Genomic DNA, 16,091 nt, shown 5'->3' with positions numbered 1-16,091 from the left:
TCAGGAGATGACTTAAGTCACCTTCAAAAGATGACCTTTCGTACCTCCTTGAACATTCGCTTTAAGCTAGAATTGGAACTATAAAAGCGTAAATGACAGGAGAGATGAACGGATGGCAATCGCCGTATTAACCGATGTGGTGAAACGATATGAAGGTAAGCTAACAGTAGATCATGTAAATATGACGATAGAAGAAGGAGAAATTTTTGGCTTGCTGGGCCCGAACGGAGCGGGTAAAAGTACAACGATCAGTATGATCTGTGGTCTACTTAAGATTGACGGAGGAGACATTGTGATCGACGGTCTGCCTGTGTCCTCGAAATCGCTTGAGGTGAAGAAAAGAATTGGTTTGGTTCCACAGGAGTTAGCCTTATACGACACGATGTCAGCGGCGGATAACGTTACCTTTTTCGGAAGATTGTATGGTTTGCGTGGCAAGCTCTTGAAGGAACGGGTAGAAGAAGCTCTTGTGTTCACAGGGCTTAGCGACCGAGCCAAAGAGAAACCCTCAACCTTCTCCGGAGGGATGAAGAGACGTCTGAACATTGCCTGCGCGATTATGCATCGTCCTAAGCTGATTATTATGGATGAACCTACCGTGGGGATTGATCCGCAATCTCGTAATCATATCCTTGAATCAGTTAAAGAGCTCAATCGACTCGGCTCAACAGTTATTTATACCAGTCACTATATGGAGGAGGTTGCGGCCATTTGTGATCGGGTAGCCATTATGGATAAAGGGCATATCATTGCTTGCGGCACGGAAAAAGAACTGCGGGAACGCGTTGCCAAGGAAGAAAAAATCGTCATTAAAGCCACCAATGTCACACCAGAGCTTGTCCAAGAGTTGACGCTTCACCCTAGAATTAGACGCGTAGAAGCAAAGGAAGAAGTAGTCGAGCTGTATCTTCCTTCTTCACAAGGGGAGCTACAGGACATCCTTTTTATTTTTGCTAAGCATAAAGGGATTATCGGCTCGCTAAATATTGAAGAACCTGATCTGGAGACGTTGTTTCTAAACTTGACCGGAAGGACCTTAAGAGATTAAAGGGGGGGGATTATTCTGATGAATACTTGGACGATTATGATCTATGAGCTGCGAAGACTATTTAGCTCACGTTCTATGATATTAAATATGTTTTTACTGCCCCTGTTATTGATCTTTCTCTTAGGTGCTTCCCTCTCCGGTGTCGTTGGTGACAAAGGTCCCTCTACGATTGATGTTGTTCGAGTGGCTGTTGTTAATCCTTCTGGGGAGGGTTACGAGAGCTCGTCGATGATGGACAGTTTGTTAAAATCATCTGAGCTTAAGGATATCATTACCCCGATTACCGTAAATAGTCGGGATGCAGCAGAAAGCGGTCTGCGAACAGGAAAATATGGTTATGCGGTGATTGTCCCGCCAGGCTTTGATAGTAAGGTACAGAGCGGTGGAGAAGCACAGCTGGAATTTATACTGGGCAAAAAAAGTACAGATAACCTGGTGGCTGGGACGGTATTCGATAATTTTCTGAGGAGTCTTAATTATAAGCAGTCTGTGGCGATGACACTGGGTCCGGCAGCTATGAACGTTATGGCATCTAGTTCTACCAGTAATCTGCCTTCCGTAAAGCTTGGAGAACTGAGTGAGGGAGGGGTTTCGTATACTTCTTCACAGTTCTATGCGGTGTCCATGATGCTGATGTTTCTGCTATATAGCGGCTTGACGGTTTGTACTTCTCTTTTTAATGAAAAAGAGAATCATACCCTCTTCCGGATAAACGCAATGCCCGTTAAAGGATCTGAATTATTCATAGGTAAAATGCTTGGCGTAGGTGTTGTAAGTATAGTGCAGTGCGCAGCCATTATTATTCTAACGAATGTGCTTTTCGGGGTAAATTGGGGGAATCAGCCGGGCTTATTGTTCCTATTTTGCCTGCTGATGATCGTGGCCTCCATGACATTATCTATCGTTATTTCTATGTTCAGCAAGACTGGAGCAAGCGCAAGGAGTATCGTAACTCTGCTCACAGTAAGTATGACCTTTATTAGTGGAGGCATGGCACCTCTTCCAGAATCATGGGTGAATTCTATAGGGGCTTTCACGATTAATCATTGGGCCATGCAAGCAATCTTGAAAATGATGCTGCATGCCGATGTATCGCAAATCATGCCGAATTTGGGAGTGTTATCGCTGATCTGTCTTGTGTTGTTCAGTGCAGCGGCCATTTCGTACCGGAAGGTGGGTTATCATGGATAAAATCTTAACAATTGGCTGGAACATGGTGAAACGAACCATTGGTACTAGGAAGGGTGTGCTCATATATATTTTGCTTCCTTGTATTGTGCTCGCCGGTATTGTTTCCGTTACTGGAACGATAGGGGAGAACCCAGCTGTTGTGCTGTATTCCAATATGGATAACGGGACTGCAGGTAAGCACTTGCTCACTGAATTAAACAATTCCGGAGAATATAAGTTTGTAGAAAAAGCTGACGAGAATGCTTTAAGGGAAGGTGTAGTTGCTCAGAATGGAGAAGCGGGGATTCTAATCCCAGCAGGCTTCACCTCGGCACTCCTTGCCGGAGAAGAGCCGCAAATTAGTGTGTATGAGCTGAAGACGAATGAAACTTCCGTTATGATTAAATTAAAAGCGAGCGCAATTGCGGATGAAATGCGGAGTACCGCCACGATCATTGGAGCAGCTAATGAAGGATCTAGCGACGATGACGCACAGTTTACTACTGTTATGCAAAGGGCGGAACAGCACAGTATTGGCAGCATCCGAACCGATTATAATTTATATCCTCGGGAGGGACTGGGAGTCGTAACAGGCTTAACGTTAATGTTCCTCATGAGCCTCGTCACGAGTTCTGTATCTCTAATTATGGATGATCGAAAAGGCCGGACCATGATGCGGATGTTCAGTGCTCCGGTTCGTTCTTATGAAATTGCGATTGGTAATTTTCTGGGCAGCTTCATGGTCGGATTGATTCAGATCCTCGTAGTGCTCGCTTTAGGTCGCTGGGTGCTGCATTATGATTATGAAGTTCCAATCTATCTATATTTCCTCGTTCTTGCGGCATTTATGCTGGTGTCCATGGGGATCGCGAGTACGGTGGCAGGATTAATTCGAAATCCTAATAATGCGGGTATGCTGAATTCCCTAATTATCACACCGACTTGTATGCTTGGCGGCTGCTTTTGGCCCTTATCCATTATGCCGGACTATATGCAGAAGGCAGCTAACTTTGTTCCGCAAAAATGGGCCATTCAAGCGATCGACATCGCTGCAACCGGCGGGGGATGGAATGAGTTATGGTTACCTTTTGCCATCTTAGGCCTTATGGCGGCTGTACTGCTGGCGATAGGTTCAGCCATTCTCCGCCCAAGTGAAGCTGGAATTAATGCATAGCGATTTTGCAAACAGAAGGGGAGATATTCGTAGCTTGGCCTGTTACCTTCAGGTACAATAATAGGTATCCAATGTAATTGATTCTTATAATGTGCAGTAGAGGACATTTCTAGGAGGATGAACAGATGAGCAGCAATAAATTGGCTTGGACATGGCGGGTGAAGGAAGAATGTCTGGAAGCGTATGTAGCAATGCATTTAAATCCTTGGGCAGAAGTTCTGGAAGAGCACAGTAAGGCTGGTATTTCTAACTATTCTATCTTTCAGAATGGGAATCAGTTTTTTTATTGCTTTGAATGTGAGGATACGGAAGCAGCTTTCGATTATATTGCCAAAAGCGACGCCTGCAACCGATGGAATGCCATTACCTCGAAGATGGTTGAGGGCTCATTTGATTTCAATGACGAGGTGCCAATGTTGCCTTTACGCGAAGTGTTCTACTTAAAATAACGAAGACGATTCTGCATTCCCCAAAATTTGCATATTGTATATTATCGGCATATCTTGTTTACAGTCTTTTATGTTACGGTTATAATATATTTAATAATGTTAAATTGAATAATTTTTTGTTTTTTGGAGGAGCCTGTCAACAAGGGCTCCTCTTTGTCTTTTTTTGGCTTGGAGAAGTCCCTGGTTGGCAGTTCTTATATACAACAAGGGAGTGGATGAAACATGGAGTTTGTTCTATATCTTATGCTGATTATACTATTCACCAAGCTAGCTGGTGATTTATCTGTACGACTGGGACAACCGTCGGTACTGGGTAAGCTAATTGTCGGTATTATACTGGGTCCTGCGGTACTGGGTTGGATTCAAAATGGAGAGTTTATTCATTATTTTTCGGAGATCGGTGTCCTATTGTTAATGTTTATAGCAGGGCTTGAGACGGATTTGGAGCAACTGCGCAAGAACTGGAAGTCAGCTTTCGCAGTAGCCGTCGGAGGTATTATTTTACCTTTTCTAGGTGGGTTCGCCATCGGAGAAATGTTTGGATTTGCTTATCATAATGCTATGTTTATGGGCGTCATTCTTAGTGCAACATCGGTCAGCATTTCAGTGCAGGTGCTGAAGGATATGAATAAGCTAAATACACGTGAAGGTTCTACCATTCTGGGAGCCGCTGTAGTGGATGATATTCTGGTTGTTATTTTGCTCGCTGTATTAATGAGCTTTTTCGGCACAGGAGAATCAGTATCCATTGGTCTTTTAATTACGAAAAAAGTGCTGTTCTTCGCTGTAGCGCTTGTTGTGGGTTGGTTTGTTGTGCCGCGGGTGATGAAATGGATGGCTCCGCTAAAGGTGACAGAGGCTGTTATCGCAGCTGCGCTAATGATTTGCTTTGCGTTCGCATATTTTGCTGAAATTATGGGGATGGCTGGTATCATCGGTGCTTTTGCGGCTGGGATTGCTATTTCTCAAACCCCCTTTAAGCACAAAGTGGAAACTAAGCTGGAGCCTGTAGCCTATTCGATTTTTGTTCCGGTCTTTTTTGTAAGTATCGGACTTAATGTTTCCTTTGAAGGGGTTGGCAGTCAAATCGGGTTTGTCCTCTTGCTGTCCGTTATTGCCATTCTGACCAAGCTGATTGGTGGCGGTCTGGGTGCGCGTCTTACCGGTTTTGACAATCGTTCGTCGGCGATCATTGGTTCAGGGATGATTTCACGGGGTGAGGTTGCATTGATTATCGCGGCAACAGGTCTGAGTAGCGGATTGTTGCAGCAGCAGTATTTTACTTCGGTAATTATTGTTGTCATTGTAACTACACTTGTAACACCACCACTCTTAAAATATATGTTCCGCGATCCAGTGCGCGCTGGAGAGAAATAAAGCAAAAGAAAAGGGCGCCTTATAAGTCATTTACATGGCTTATGGGGCGCTTTTTTTTGTGCTCTAGTTTCCTGTACTTCAGAAGGAGAAAGTTCCCCGCCTCAAGACGGAGTATAAAACCAGCCGTAGGGCTGTTTTGACTTCGGCTAAAAATGTCTAAACTAAATCTCGGGATGGAAAATAATACATAATGGGGCAGTCATAAAAGGAGTACCAGAAATATACGGGGTGGAAGGGGAAACGAGTATGAAATGGTTAACCAAATGGTCGTTCGGTAACAAGGCGGCGGTAGGGCTTTTAGTGGTAATGGCGCTAGTAGTGGGAGGGCTGAGCTACACTTCGCTGCCGATGGAATTTATGCCAGAGGCGGATAATCCGCAAGTGACTGTAACGGTGCTCGGTCCGGGTCAGGATGCCCATGCGATGGAAACAAAGGTTACGAAGCCGATTGAGGCTGGGGCTGCTTTTGTAAAGGGAAAGAAAGAAATATTGTCTACTTCCGGAGACGGATACGCACAGGTGAACATTTTTTATGATTCGAAAACGAACATGAAGGATGCTGCTGGGGAGGTACAAAAGGTTGTAGATTCGTTGCAGTTCCCTGAAGGGGTGATGGCTCCTTTTGTACTTCAATTGAATACTTCCATGATTCCCGTGTCGCAGGTTACGCTTTCGTTTGATGAAGGGCTGACTAAAGAAAACCTTAAGCTTGCGGAAGAAACGATCATTCCAGAAATGCAACAAGCAGAGGGTGTAGCCAACGTTGCCTTATATGGCAAAGTAACTCCGCAAGTGCGAGTGAAGCTAGATCCGAAATTAATGGCTGAAAAAGGTATTACGACGCCTCAAGTGTTAGGGTTACTTCAAGGACGTAATGTATCAGCATCCCTTGGTGAGCAGACGATTGGGGGTCAGACAGGGAATGTTAACGTGGTTTCTGCGATAGATAGTATCGATACGTTAAAAAAACTTCCTGTTTCCGCGGGCGTTAAGCTGCAGGATATTGCTGCCGTTGAATTGAAGCAGGATCAAGAAAGCGTTAGTCGCTCGAATGGGAAAGATGTTCTTTTCGCCATAGTAACCAAAGAAGCTAACGCAAATGCAGTAAGTGTCGGAGATCATATCCAAGATACTGTAGCTCATATTAATAAAACCATTCCAAATGCAGAAGCAGCGGTGGTATTCAGCACATCAGATATGGTGGTTACCTCGGTGAACAGTATGATGCGTGAAGTATTGCTTGGCGCGTTGTTCGCTACGATCGTGATTCTGTTGTTCCTGCGCAACCTGCGGGCAACTCTGATTACGGCGGTTTCTATCCCGCTTTCCTTAGCAGTTACTTTATATCTATTGGATATATCCGGTATAAGTCTGAATATTATTACGCTCGGTGGTGTGGCTGTTGCGGTCGGTCGCTTGGTGGATGATAGTATCGTAGTCATTGAGAACATTTACCGTAGGCTGCAAAAAGAACCCTTCTCTCGTGAAATGATCATAAGCGCAACTGGGGAAGTGGCTAGAGCAATTACTTCATCTACGATTGCAACGGTAGCGGTATTTCTGCCGATGGGTCTTCTGCGTGGTAGTTTGCAGGCTTTCCTGCTTCCGTTTGCCTTAACTGTAACGTATTCATTGCTTACTTCACTCGTTGTAGCCTTGACGGTGGTTCCATTGTTAAGCTCATGGCTGCTCAGAAGAACTTCTATGAAAGAACATGAGCCATCTAAATGGTTTACCCGATTCCTTGATTGGAATCTTCGCCGAAAATGGATCACTTTATCCCTAGGTCTTCTGCTTCTGATTGGCTCCATCGCAGCCTATGTGACGATGCCAAAAGGTGCGCTTGATGCTTCAGATGCCAGCTATGTCTCTGTTCAGTTGAACTATCCGAAGGATGTTCCTGTTAAAGAGATTTTGGAAAAAGGAAAGCAGCTAGAGCAAGATCTGATGAAACGTCCAGAAGCAGAAACAGTGATCATGCAGTCTGGGAATAGTGCGGACGCAGCACAATGGGGGAGTGTCAGCTCAGAGACCTTAGTGGACTATACCGTTGTTATGAAAAAAGGTGCAGATGCGCAAGGCTTCATCGATTATGTTCGTGATGTAAAGGATTCCTATGCAGGAGCAACCCTGGTGGCCAATCAAATGAGTATGATGGGTTCAAGCTCCACTAGCGAGTATATTGATATCGTGGGTGATAATCTTACTGATATTACTGCTGTTGCAGCAGAAGTTACGGATAAGCTGAAGACTGTGGAGGGTATTCAGAAGGTCAGTAGCAATATGGAGGATACCAAACCTGTCTTTACATTTAAGGTAGATCCAGTACAGACGAATGCACAAGAAATTACCATGCAATTGTCGGCTATGCTGAATCCGATCCCTATGGGGCAAATCGAACTGGACGGTACGCCTGCTGGAGTAGTGTTAGATCCTATAGCTGAGCCAAAAACAGAGCAAGATTTAAAAGCAATGACGCTCATGACTGCTGAAGGTCCAAAGCCGTTGTCACAACTAGCAACCTATGAGGTTCGGAATGAACCAGCACTGTTGTTCCATAAAGATGGGAAGCCATATGCGAGAATCACAGCGGAAGTGGATCCGAAGAAGGTGTCTGAAATCGGAGCGGATATTAAAAAACAAACCGATAGTCTAACCCTACCTAAAGGTGTGACCTTATTTGCAGGCGGAGCTTCGGTTGATCAATCAGAGGACTTCACCGACCTTGGCATGACGGCGCTGATCTCTATTGGTTTGGTATATCTAATCATGGTCCTTACCTTCAAAACCCTTCGTGCTCCGCTGGCAATCATGTTCTCCTTGCCATTGGCTGCGATTGGGGCGATTGTTGGGCTGATCGTATCCGGCGTAACACCTGATTTCACTGCCCTGTTCGGGGCTCTGATGCTAATTGGTATCGTCGTCACGAATGCGATTGTGCTTATCGACCGTATTAAGCAGAATGAAGTGCATATGAATATCCGCGAAGCGATTCTGGAAGCGGCCGGAACACGGATGCGTCCGATTCTGATGACGGCAATTGCTACCATTTGCGCCATGACTCCACTGCTGTTCGGCCATGCCGAGATGGGCAGCATCGTCTCGCAAAGCTTGGCGATTGTGGTCATCGGTGGCTTGACCGCGGCAACGCTGCTTACGCTGGTTGTGGTTCCAGCGATTTACGAGCTGTTCTACTTCCGTAAATCGGCTAAGGAGCGCAAGGGCGCGGTGAAAGTAGAAATTCCGACGCATGGTGCTTAATTTCAAAAAGTTATAGTGATAAACAACTGAAATAGGCCCTTCTCAGTCATTTTAAATGATGCTGGGAAGGGTCTTATTATTTAGAAAATGAGAATTTACTTGCGTATATGAACAGTGCAAGAGATCTAAGTTTTGATTTTATAAATTATGATTTTTACAACGATATACAACGCATTTAGCATAATTAATATGAAAGGGATGATAGAGAATATTCTATGGGACGAAGACAAGGCGGATAACATAAATAATGCGAGGAGCAAATAGGGAAGGGACAATAAATATTTTCTGTGGAATACATTATGGACAAATTCAAATTTCACAAGGAATACATTCCTTTCTAAGGGGAAAACGCTACCCTCCAAATTAGAATATCATAACTCCAGATTTTTGCGAAGGTGCAGGCCGAGTAGATCATAGTGTTGATTTTTATTCGCATACTAAAAAGCAGGCCGACGATAAACCGATTATCGTGGCCTGCTTTTTTAATATTGCTCACTATCTATTAACCGCAAGAACAATTCAATACCGGCTTACGCGCAGCTTGTGTCTCATCCAAACGGCTAATCTCTGTGGTATGCGGTGCGTTGATTACGATCTCCGGTGTCTCCTGCGCTTCTTTCACGATCTGGATCATTGTATCGATGAAGCCATCGAGCGTTTCTTTACTTTCGGTTTCCGTAGGCTCGATCATCATGCATTCCTCAACAGTCAGAGGGAAGTACACGGTTGGCGGATGGTAGCCGAAGTCGAGTAATCGTTTAGCAACGTCTAAGGTGCGCACACCATACTGCTTGAGGTTTTTGCCGGACATTACGAATTCATGCTTACATACGCCCGGATACGGAATTTCAAAATACGGCGCCAGACGGTGCATCATATAGTTCGCATTCAGCACGGCATTTTCGGATACCTCACGCAGTCCATCTGGGCCATAGGTACGGATATAGGCGTAGGCACGAACCAGAATACCAAAGTTGCCGTAAAAAGCTTTCACGCGTCCAATGGATTCAGGTCCGCCGAAGTCGAGTGAGAAGCTGTTATCTTCGTTTTTCACCACAGTTGGTTGTGGTAGGAACGGAATCAGGATGGATTTTACGCCAACAGGTCCGGCTCCAGGGCCACCGCCGCCGTGCGGGGTACTCATTGTCTTATGCAAGTTCAAATGCACAACGTCAAAGCCCATATCACCGGGGCGGGTAATGCCCATAATAGCATTGGAGTTCGCTCCATCGTAATAGAGCAAGCCGCCTGCTTCATGCACGATCTCAGCAATCTCGACGATTTGGGTCTCGAACAAGCCGAGTGTGCTTGGGTTAGTCAGCATCAGCGCGGCAGTATCGCTGCCGACTGCTGTCCGCAGCGCTTCAAGATCAACCATCCCTTTATCTGTGGATGGGATCGTGATCGTTTCAAGTCCTGCGGCTGAAGCACTAGCAGGATTGGTGCCGTGTGAGGAATCCGGCACGATAACCTTCGTGCGGGTCTCGCCGCGGCTTTCATGGTAGGCACGAATCATCATGAGACCGGTCCATTCCCCATGAGCACCTGCGGCAGGCTGTAAAGATACAGCATCCATGCCGGTTAGTGCTGATAAGTCATTTTGCAGGGTATGCATTAATTGCAGTGCGCCTTGAATGCTTTCTTCTGGCTGGTAAGGGTGGATCTTAGCTAGGCCTGAGAAGCGGGCTACATCTTCATTGATCTTCGGATTGTATTTCATCGTGCATGAACCCAGTGGATAGAAGCCATTATCCACACCGAAGTTGCGTCGTGAAAGTGAAGTGTAGTGGCGAATGACGTCCACTTCGGATACTTCTGGAAGCATTACGGGCTCGCTTCGGAGTAAACCTGATGGAATCAGAGATTCCAAGGTTTCTTCCTGCGGCACATCGCATAGTGGCAAAGAATAGGCCGAACGGCCGGGACGGCTTAATTCAAAAATTAGACTTTGCTCCGGTTTCATAAACAGCCCTCCAGTGCGCTAGCGAATTGGTCGATTTCGTTTTTGCTTCTTTTTTCCGTTACGGCAACCAGCATATGTCCAGCAAGCTCAGGATAATCACGGCCCAGATCATAACCGCCGAGATAACCTTCCTTCAGCAGCTTCGAATTAATTGCGCTAACGCTGCTTCCCTCAGGAAGCTTCAAGACAAACTCGTTAAAGAAGGGGGAGGAGAAGGCATATTCAGCACCTGTTAGTTGGCTAAGTTTATCAGCGGCATAATGGCTTTTACGAATGTTTAGCTCGCCTACTTCACGCATGCCTTCTTTGCCCATAACGGACAAGTAAACCGATGCGCAGAGAGCCAGCAGCGCCTGATTGGAGCAGATGTTCGAGGTAGCTTTTTCTCGGCGGATATGCTGCTCCCGTGCTTGCAGCGTCAGAACGAAGCCGCGTTTCCCGTTACGGTCAACCGTTTGGCCTACGATACGGCCCGGCATCTTACGCATCAAGTGCTCAGCTACCGCGAAGAATCCACAGGTTGGACCGCCGAGGGAAGCTGGAATACCAAGCGGCTGAGCGTCACCGACTACGATGTCGGCTCCAAGCTTACCTGGTGTTTCTAGTACGCCAAGAGCGATCGGATTTGCACTGACGACGAACAACCCTTTAACAGCATGGATCAGCGGCTCAACAGAGCTAAGATCTTCGATGCTGCCAAAAAAGTTAGGCGATTGCATCAGTACTGCAGCTGTATCACCATCAATGGCTTCAGCAAGCTTTACCTGATCGGTAACGCCGTTTTTATAGTCAATCTCCACGACCTCAAGCCCCCAAGCATTAGCCGATGTGCGTAACACTTGGCGTGCTTCAGGATGAACGGTGCGGGAAACAATTAATTTTTTGCGTTTGGTAGCACCAGCTGCGAGGACTGCTGCTTCGGATAATGCGGTTGCGCCATCATACATGCTGGCATTGGCTACTTTCATACCGGTTAGTTCGCAAATGTAGGATTGGAATTCGAAGATCGCCTGCAGTTCGCCTTGGCTGATCTCCGGTTGATACGGGGTGTAAGCAGTGTAGAATTCAGAACGGGAAATGACATGGTTGATCACCACAGGGATGTGATGGTCGTATAATCCGGCGCCGAGGAAGCTGGCGTGCGAATCGAAATCAGCATTTCGGTCAGCGAGACCTTTCATGTGACGTAGCAGGGCGTACTCATCGAGTGGTTCAGACATCGGCATAGTGCCTTGATAACGGACGGCTTCAGGAATATCGGAGAACAGCTCATCTATGGACTGAATCCCGACGGTTTCCATCATCTCTACGCGGTCCTGTGCTGTCATGGGCAGATAACGGTGCTTCATTAAGGTTTCACTCCTTGGCTTTTTTAAAATATAAGAAAGTACAATTTTCACGCTATACTTTATCCTTCTATTTCTCGCTTAAAAGCTAACCGTCCCAATATGGACGCTAAAGGCGTTTATACTTGTAAAAAGGGGCTTTAATCACGACAGCCTTAAGCTGCTTGCCGCGTATCTCTACGAATACCTCTGTGCCTATTTCACTGTAAGCTGTATCAAGCAAAGCTAATCCCAGATTGCGTTTCAGCGTTGGTGATTGGGTTCCGGTTGTGACCTCTCCGATTTTAATTCCGTTCGCATAGACTGGGTAATGGGAGCGCGGAATGCCCCGGTCAATCATTTCTAAGCCGACCAGACGTCGGGGTAGACCGGCTTCTTTTTGCTGCAATAGCGCATCGCGACCGATAAAGTCCGCTTTGTCCAGCTTCACAAAGAACTGTACTCCAGCTTCAAGAGGGGTGATGTCAGCTGACAGCTCCTGACCGTACAGCGGCAATTTTGCTTCAAAACGCAGCGTATCACGGGCGCCCAGTCCAGCAGGTGTTAATCCGTGAGGAGTGCCAGCTGTAAGTAGGCCGTTCCATAACGTTGCTGCCCGATCCAGCGGAGCGTAGATCTCGAAGCCATCTTCGCCGGTGTAACCCGTACGGGAGATCAGTACTTCTACACCGCAGACGGTTGCGCGTTCGATGAAGTGGAAAGGCTTGAGTTCTGAGATCGGAGCATCAGTAACTTTCGCGAGTATGGTCTCTGCCAACGGGCCTTGCAAGGCAAGCAAAAGCGTCTCGTCAGAGACATTAGTGAGTGTAACTTCACCGAATTCAGAGGTCAGATGCTCTTGCAGCCACTGGAAGTCCTTATCGATGTTGGAGGCATTTACGACAAGCATATAACGGTCTTCACTTATTCGGTACACGAGCAAATCGTCGACCACACCGCCGTTTGGATAACAGAGCAGCGTATATTGTGCCGCACCATCGGTCAGGCGGCTGACATCGTTGGTCGTCATTTTTTGTAAAAAGGCTTCAGCACCGCTCCCGATCACCATGAATTCACCCATATGCGATACATCGAACAGTCCAGCCTGCTGGCGAACAGCTTCATGCTCCTTCACGATACCTGTAAACTGTACTGGCAGCTCCCAGCCGCCAAAATCAATGCACCTGGACTCCGTGTAAGCGGAATAGAGATCGTAAAAAGGTGTTCTTTTCAAAGCATCCATATTGTCACTCCCCTAGTCTGATTACATACGAAAAAAAGGACAGGCAGAAGCAATCATGCATAAATGCACTAATCGCTTTCTGCTCTGTCCTTTGTACCTGAGAGTTACCCTGCCGTAACGAACCTGCAAGTTTCCCCGTTGGTGACCTGACGCACTCAGCCCCGCGTCTGATGCTCTCCAGAGGTACGTCCGACAAAGGTCCTTTTGCCTGAGAGATTCACCCCTGTTAGGGCTTACTCCTTCGGCGCCGTCTTCAAGTGAGACAGTCTCTCCCTATGCCATCATCCGCAACTGTATTTGTTTTATATTTCTCCGAGAAACGGTTATCGTCTATAAAAAAGACGACAACGTCGTTTCTTCTTGTATGTCTCCATTAAACGGGTATAGGAGGGCGCTGTCAACAAGAAAAAGTCAAAAAAACGACAAATTTATTTTACTGTTAGTAATATTGACATTCTGCTCTGGGATCACTTAGGCTATAACTAAATTTAGAATTCCAATTTGGAAATGAGGCGGCTTGAAATGAGTGAAGTTTTAGATCACCTTCTTTACAGCGAAGAGCATGAGTGGGCACAGCAAGTGGAAGGACGCGTAGTACGTATTGGGATTACGGATCATGCTCAGCATTTGTTAGGCGATATCGTATTTGTGGAATTTCCAGAAGTGGGCTCGGCCATTTCAGCCGGTGACAGCGTAGGCAGTATCGAATCCGTTAAGACTGTATCGGAATTATATTCACCCGTCTCGGGGACGGTTACCAAGATTAATGACGGTTTAGAGGCTAGTCCGGAGCTGATCAACGATAAGCCGTATGGCGAGGGTTGGATTTTTGAAATTGAAGTGGACGGAGAGTATGCTGATGCTGTAAAAGGTCTGCTGGATGCATCCGGATATCGTGCATTGGTAGGAGAGTAATTGGGATTATTCACAGGATATTAATTTTATCGCGAGTGATATTTGTAGCAGCAAGTTTCTGTTTTTGGGGACTTGCTGTTTGGTATTTTTATTTAGAGGTGGGTGGGAATTTTTGCGTCATACCCTGGGACGGCTCGGAATTATTTGATTTTATTTAAAAGCGAATCTGCTAGTTGTGTAAATAGGGAAAACCTCCCTCATTTTAGACGAATATAGCGTGAAACTAAGGCTTTTAGGGAATTTCTCCCTGAAAATTCCGGTGAAACCGCTATTTTTTACTAAATAGGGGATTAATCAGGGAGGAATTCCCTAATCTTGCGCCTGAACAAGAGATCACGCGGATAATCAGGGAGTATTTCCGTAATTAATAGTGGCAAGTCCATTTTAGTATGTTGATAGCAGATTCGCACCCGCACTAACTACTATATCTAGCTCTGAGTACAATCAATATTTTATTCACCCTCTTGAAGCTGCCGCAGCACAATGATCTCTACACGGCGGTTCTTCTGCTTACCTGCTATCGTGGTATTATCTGCGGTGGGCTGGGTGTCAGCATAACCTGCGTATTGAAAAGTATCCGGCTTCAGTCCTTCATGGTCTAGAAAAAAGCGCAGTACAGATAGCGCACGAGCACCAGACAGCTCCCAGTTGTCGTTATAGTGAGAAGCCGAAGATACTGGCGTATTGTCGGTATGTCCTTCAATGCTAATCTTTGCGCCGATGTCTTTGAATAAACCAGATAACTGCTGAAGAGCAGGGAAGGCTGGTGATTTCAGGTCTGCCTTACCTATATCGAATAGAAAACGATCACTGAGTGTGATTTCTATACCCTGCGGTTTGTCAGCAACAAAAATTTGTTCTCCGAGATTATTTTCCTCCACATAGTGGGTGATCACACCCATTAATTCAGCAAGTTTAGTCTCTTGTTCTCGAAAAGCGAGCTCACGTGCCGAAGGTGTTTCATTCTCCGCTTGTTCACCAGATCCGTCATCCGGTCTTGCAGTTGCAGCTGCATCCTCATTTCCGTCTGTACTTTCCGGTTTGTTCTCAGTTGATTTCCCAGCATCTAAAATACCGTTCCCACCCTCAAGGACAGTGGTTCCAGACTTGAAGGTCTCGGATAACGAGCCTGTCACGATGTTATATTTGTCAGTATCCAGGCTGCTCATCGCATACAATATAACGAAAAAAATAAGTAAAAGTGTAATTAGATCTGCATAAGTAATCATCCAACGGTCACGGCTTTCCCGAGTCTCTACACGCCGCTTGCGCCGGTCTCTTTGTCTCATAAAAGGCCTCTAGTTTCCGCACGGTCATTCGTGTCCGAGTCTGAGATGAATGAGTTCATTTTTTTACGTACCAGCAGTGGATGATCCCCATTCTGTAGAGAAAGAATACCTACTAGCAGCATTTCCATGCTATGTAGCTCACTTTGACTGCGGGATTTGATTTTGGAGGCAATGGGTAAAAATATTAAATTAGCGATGGCTACACCGTACAACGTTGCAGTGAACGCTACTGCGATAGATGTGCCCAGATTTGACGGATCTGTAAGGTTGCCAAGTACACGGATGAGACCCATCACCGTCCCGATAATTCCCATCGTTGGTGCATATCCACCAGCAGCTTCAAAAATCTTAGCATAGTTCTCATGCTTCAATTCTTTAGCGTCCATTTCCAGTTCCAAAATCTGTCTTACCTGCTCAGGATCAGTGCCGTCGACAATAAGAAGCAGACCTTCACGTGTAAAAGAATCCGGATGTTCTTCAGCTTGTTTTTCTAACATTAAAACGCCGCCGCGACGGGCCACGGTTGCCATTGCAATGAGTTCTTCAGCTTTTTCCATATCACGATCAGGGTTGCTGCCGAAAGCCATGCGTAGTGCTGTTGGAATGGAGCGCAGCTTAGATGCCGGGAAGCTGATCATAACGGCGGCAAATGTACCCCCGAACACAATCAAAGCCGCATTAAGCTGCAGCAGTCCTGAGAGGCTTCCGCCTTCCCAGAGATAGCCGCCGATTAACGCAGCCAGTCCAGCCAATAGGCCAATTATTGAGGTAATATCCATGCTTCAAGCTCCTAACATTTCTATGTATTATGGTTTGCATCGATCTAGTCAACACTGTATAATGAACGGGAACACATATTCTTATCTTCCATATTTTT

Annotated in this window: 12 protein-coding genes and 1 riboswitch; of the genes, 7 read left to right on the top strand and 5 right to left on the bottom strand. The window is 46.1% G+C overall.

Annotation, left to right across the window (positions count from 1 at the left end; translation table 11 throughout):
* Positions 1 to 112 precede the first annotated feature (112 nt).
* The 6 genes from CA598_RS11100 (at position 113) to CA598_RS11075 (ending at position 8,479) form a co-directional block, all read left to right on the top strand.
* The gene (locus CA598_RS11100) at positions 113 to 1,048 is read left to right on the top strand and encodes an ABC transporter ATP-binding protein (protein ID WP_094876531.1); all 936 of its coding nucleotides are present in this window, start codon (positions 113 to 115) and stop codon (positions 1,046 to 1,048) included.
* A gap of 18 nt (positions 1,049 to 1,066) precedes the next feature.
* Positions 1,067 to 2,239 (top strand): ABC transporter permease, encoded by a 1,173-nt coding sequence (locus CA598_RS11095; RefSeq protein ID WP_094876530.1) that lies wholly within the window; start codon positions 1,067 to 1,069, stop codon positions 2,237 to 2,239.
* Positions 2,232 to 3,392, top strand: a complete 1,161-nt coding sequence (locus CA598_RS11090; RefSeq protein WP_094870870.1) for an ABC transporter permease — start codon at positions 2,232 to 2,234, stop codon at positions 3,390 to 3,392. Before CA598_RS11095 ends, CA598_RS11090 begins: the two co-directional genes overlap by 8 nt.
* 125 nt (positions 3,393 to 3,517) lie before the next feature.
* A complete protein-coding gene (locus CA598_RS11085) occupies positions 3,518 to 3,841 on the top strand; it encodes an L-rhamnose mutarotase (RefSeq protein ID WP_094876529.1) in 324 nt (107 codons plus the stop codon).
* Between the two features lie 222 nt (positions 3,842 to 4,063).
* Positions 4,064 to 5,218, top strand: a complete 1,155-nt coding sequence (locus CA598_RS11080; RefSeq protein ID WP_094876528.1) for a cation:proton antiporter — start codon at positions 4,064 to 4,066, stop codon at positions 5,216 to 5,218.
* A 246-nt stretch (positions 5,219 to 5,464) separates the two neighbouring features.
* Entirely contained in the window at positions 5,465 to 8,479 is a 3,015-nt protein-coding gene (locus CA598_RS11075; protein WP_094876527.1) for an efflux RND transporter permease subunit, read from the top strand.
* Positions 8,480 to 8,981: 502 nt separating this feature from the next.
* Here CA598_RS11075 and gcvPB read toward each other — a convergent pair.
* From gcvPB to gcvT, 3 genes are all read right to left on the bottom strand, one after another.
* Complete coding sequence (gene gcvPB, locus CA598_RS11070) at positions 8,982 to 10,442, bottom strand: aminomethyl-transferring glycine dehydrogenase subunit GcvPB (RefSeq protein ID WP_094876526.1); 1,461 nt, start codon at positions 10,440 to 10,442, stop codon at positions 8,982 to 8,984.
* Positions 10,439 to 11,791: an aminomethyl-transferring glycine dehydrogenase subunit GcvPA gene (gene gcvPA / locus CA598_RS11065; RefSeq protein WP_094870861.1), complete on the bottom strand. Its 1,353-nt coding sequence runs from the start codon at positions 11,789 to 11,791 to the stop codon at positions 10,439 to 10,441. The genes gcvPB and gcvPA overlap by 4 nt, the downstream gene beginning before the upstream one ends.
* Positions 11,792 to 11,897: 106 nt before the next feature.
* Positions 11,898 to 13,010 (bottom strand): glycine cleavage system aminomethyltransferase GcvT, encoded by a 1,113-nt coding sequence (gcvT, locus tag CA598_RS11060; RefSeq protein ID WP_094876525.1) that lies wholly within the window; start codon positions 13,008 to 13,010, stop codon positions 11,898 to 11,900.
* A 186-nt stretch (positions 13,011 to 13,196) separates the two neighbouring features.
* Positions 13,197 to 13,295: riboswitch (glycine riboswitch) on the bottom strand.
* 237 nt (positions 13,296 to 13,532) lie between these two features.
* Here gcvT and gcvH point away from each other — a divergent pair.
* A complete protein-coding gene (gene gcvH / locus CA598_RS11055; RefSeq protein ID WP_094876524.1) occupies positions 13,533 to 13,925 on the top strand; it encodes a glycine cleavage system protein GcvH in 393 nt (130 codons plus the stop codon).
* A gap of 452 nt (positions 13,926 to 14,377) precedes the next feature.
* Here the strand turns inward: gcvH and CA598_RS11050 are convergent, their stop codons facing one another.
* Together CA598_RS11050 and CA598_RS11045 are read right to left on the bottom strand one after the other, a co-directional pair.
* Complete coding sequence (locus CA598_RS11050; protein WP_094876523.1) at positions 14,378 to 15,214, bottom strand: flagellar motor protein MotB; 837 nt, start codon at positions 15,212 to 15,214, stop codon at positions 14,378 to 14,380.
* Positions 15,211 to 15,993: a flagellar motor protein gene (locus CA598_RS11045; protein WP_094870854.1), complete on the bottom strand. Its 783-nt coding sequence runs from the start codon at positions 15,991 to 15,993 to the stop codon at positions 15,211 to 15,213. Before CA598_RS11045 ends, CA598_RS11050 begins: the two co-directional genes overlap by 4 nt.
* Positions 15,994 to 16,091 lie beyond the last annotated feature (98 nt).

Origin of the sequence: Paenibacillus sp. VTT E-133291 (assembly GCF_002264395.1) — a bacterium.
Lineage (GTDB): Bacteria > Bacillota > Bacilli > Paenibacillales > Paenibacillaceae > Paenibacillus_AQ > Paenibacillus_AQ nitricinens.
This window is presented reverse-complemented; position numbering and strand designations above follow the sequence as displayed.

Coding starts and splice junctions, on each gene's coding strand:
- CA598_RS11090 (WP_094870870.1), top strand. CDS start 2,232: ATGGATAAAATCTTAACAATTGGCTGGAACATGGTGAAACGAACCATT.
- CA598_RS11050 (WP_094876523.1), bottom strand. CDS start 15,214: ATGAGACAAAGAGACCGGCGCAAGCGGCGTGTAGAGACTCGGGAAAGC.
- gcvH (WP_094876524.1), top strand. CDS start 13,533: ATGAGTGAAGTTTTAGATCACCTTCTTTACAGCGAAGAGCATGAGTGG.
- gcvPA (WP_094870861.1), bottom strand. CDS start 11,791: ATGAAGCACCGTTATCTGCCCATGACAGCACAGGACCGCGTAGAGATG.
- CA598_RS11085 (WP_094876529.1), top strand. CDS start 3,518: ATGAGCAGCAATAAATTGGCTTGGACATGGCGGGTGAAGGAAGAATGT.
- CA598_RS11045 (WP_094870854.1), bottom strand. CDS start 15,993: ATGGATATTACCTCAATAATTGGCCTATTGGCTGGACTGGCTGCGTTA.
- gcvPB (WP_094876526.1), bottom strand. CDS start 10,442: ATGAAACCGGAGCAAAGTCTAATTTTTGAATTAAGCCGTCCCGGCCGT.
- gcvT (WP_094876525.1), bottom strand. CDS start 13,010: ATGGATGCTTTGAAAAGAACACCTTTTTACGATCTCTATTCCGCTTAC.
- CA598_RS11075 (WP_094876527.1), top strand. CDS start 5,465: ATGAAATGGTTAACCAAATGGTCGTTCGGTAACAAGGCGGCGGTAGGG.
- CA598_RS11095 (WP_094876530.1), top strand. CDS start 1,067: ATGAATACTTGGACGATTATGATCTATGAGCTGCGAAGACTATTTAGC.
- CA598_RS11100 (WP_094876531.1), top strand. CDS start 113: ATGGCAATCGCCGTATTAACCGATGTGGTGAAACGATATGAAGGTAAG.
- CA598_RS11080 (WP_094876528.1), top strand. CDS start 4,064: ATGGAGTTTGTTCTATATCTTATGCTGATTATACTATTCACCAAGCTA.